The organism is Arthrobacter sp. Y3225116 (assembly GCF_059091245.1).
The window spans coordinates 1-2,041 of sequence record NZ_JBNHGL010000365.1 but is presented as its reverse complement, the minus strand read 5'-3'; the positions used below and the strand labels follow the sequence as shown (position 1 = coordinate 2,041).

The 2,041-nt window shown below is 65.1% G+C and carries 3 protein-coding genes; 2 read left to right on the top strand and 1 reads right to left on the bottom strand.

Translation table 11 applies throughout. From position 1 onward, the window contains the following. Positions 1–291: 291 nt before the first annotated feature. Positions 292–876, top strand: coding sequence for a 50S ribosomal protein L10 (gene rplJ, locus AC5RV2_RS17385; protein ID WP_494012736.1), 585 nt, complete (start codon positions 292–294; stop codon positions 874–876). Positions 877–944: 68 nt separating this feature from the next. Further along, positions 945–1,322 (top strand): 50S ribosomal protein L7/L12, encoded by a 378-nt coding sequence (gene rplL / locus AC5RV2_RS17380; RefSeq protein ID WP_494093372.1) that lies wholly within the window; start codon positions 945–947, stop codon positions 1,320–1,322. 111 nt (positions 1,323–1,433) lie between these two features. Here the strand turns inward: rplL and AC5RV2_RS17375 are convergent, their stop codons facing one another. Further along, entirely contained in the window at positions 1,434–1,931 is a 498-nt protein-coding gene (locus AC5RV2_RS17375; RefSeq protein WP_494093371.1) for an aminoacyl-tRNA deacylase, read from the bottom strand. Positions 1,932–2,041: the final 110 nt, after the last annotated feature.

Here is a 2,041-nt window from a genome sequence, read left to right as displayed (position 1 = left end):
CATGGGGCGTTTTTTATGCGTGCGACCCGAACCACCGGCACTATTCCCCGGAAGGAGGGTTATGGCAACGCCAACCAAGGTGGCAGCCCTTGAAGAACCAAAGACCGTCGGTCGTTGAAATCCTCCACGTTTTCAACCGAAAGTCCCATGCCTGGGACGGCCTGCGCAGGTGAACGAAGCATTGCCCCGCCACCGGACCGCCGGAGCGGGAACGAAGCCCCGTGCGCCTGCATGGGGCGTTTTTTATGCGTGCGACCCGAACCACCGGCACTATTCCCCGGAAGGAGGGTTATGGCAACGCCAACCAAGGTGGCAGCCGTTGAAGAAATCACCAGCGATTTCAAGGAATCCAGCGCTGCAGTCCTAACCGAATACCGCGGGCTTACCGTTGCACAGCTCAAGGAGCTGCGTGTTTCTCTCGGCCAGGACACCAAGTTCTCGGTCGTCAAGAACACCCTGACTGGCATTGCAGCCAAGGAAGCCGGCATCGACGCGTTCGAAGGCCAGCTTTCCGGACCCACTGCTATCGCCTTCATCAAGGGTGACGCCGTTGCAGCCGCCAAGTCCCTGACGGATTTCGCAAAGTCCAACCCGCAGCTCATCATCAAGACCGGTATCTTCGAGGGCAAGGCCCTAGATGCAACCGCCGTTGCTGCGCTGGCCGCTCTCGAATCCCGCGAGCACCAGCTGGCCCGCGTCGCCGGTGTCCTCAAGGCGCCGATGTCCGCACTGGCCCGCACCCTCGATGCGCTGCGCATCAAGCAGGAGGAGAACGGCGGCGCCGCTGCCGAAGCTCCGGCCGAAGCTGCCGAAGCCGAAGCTCCCGCTGCCGAAGCAACCGAGGCCCCGGCCGAGGCTGCCGCCGAAGAGCAGTAAGACTCTTCACCAACCAACTCTTGGTGCGGACACACCAGCCGCATCACCTATCAGGAAGGACGCCAACCATGGCGAAGCTCACCAACGAAGAGCTCATTGAAGCTTTCAAGGAACTGACCATCATCGAGCTCTCCGAGTTCGTCAAGCTGTTCGAGGAGACCTTCGACGTCACCGCTGCTGCCGTTGCCGTTGCAGGCCCCGCAGCCGGCGCCGGCGAAGCCGCTGCCGAGGAGCAGACCGAGTTCGACGTCGTCCTCGAAGCTGCCGGCGAGAAGAAGATCGCAGTGATCAAGGAAGTCCGCGCGCTGACCTCCCTGGGCCTCAAGGAAGCCAAGGACCTGGTCGACGGTGCTCCGAAGGCCGTCCTCGAAGGCGCCACCAAGGAAGCTGCCGACAAGGCCAAGGAAGTTCTTGAGGCTGCCGGCGCGACCGTCACCCTCAAGTAAGTTCTCTTTAGCTTCTGCGAAGCCCCGCCGCCCCACCGGGCGGCGGGGCTTTGTGCTGTGCGGGCCGGAACCAGCGGCCGGTGCCCCGGCGGTTCAGCGGGTCGGGCGGGCTCAGGCCGGGTCGGAGATGTCGGCGACGGTGGCGCCGAGCGCGGACGTCAGCGCATCGGCGTCGACGAAGGCGGAGTAGCCGTGTTCCCCGGCGCCCAGCGATATCCGCCGGCCGCGGATGGACTCGTCGGCGTACACCGGCCAGGCCGTGCTGCTGCCCAGCGGGGTGATGGTGCCGCGCCGGTAGCCCGTCGCCGCGTAGGCAACATCGGCGTGCGGCAGCGAAAGTTTGTTGACCCCCAGCAGCGAGCGGAGCTTGGGCCAGGAGATCTGCCGGTCGCCGGGAATGAGGGCGAACAGGAACGAGCCGTCCTTGTGCTTGATGACCAGGGTCTTGACGATGTCGGCCTCGGCGATGCCCAGCAGCTGCGCGGCCTCCGCGAGGCTGCGGGCGCCGGCGCGTTCGGCGACGTCGACCTTCAGCGAGTGGGCTTCGGCGCCGGCCAGGAAACGCTGCAGGCCGGCCGGCAGGGCAGGGGCACCGGAGTCGTTGCTCATGTCCGGTTCAAGCCCCGGCGGCCGCCCGGTATTACCGGCCCGGCCCCCGGGGCCGCCCGCAAGATCGGACTAGCACACCTAATAACTCCATTCACAATTAAATATCTTTT

Excerpts from the sequence above, each read along its gene's own strand:
- AC5RV2_RS17375 (WP_494093371.1), bottom strand. The coding sequence starts at position 1,931 with ATGAGCAACGACTCCGGTGCCCCTGCCCTGCCGGCCGGCCTGCAGCGT.
- rplL (WP_494093372.1), top strand. The coding sequence starts at position 945 with ATGGCGAAGCTCACCAACGAAGAGCTCATTGAAGCTTTCAAGGAACTG.
- rplJ (WP_494012736.1), top strand. The coding sequence starts at position 292 with ATGGCAACGCCAACCAAGGTGGCAGCCGTTGAAGAAATCACCAGCGAT.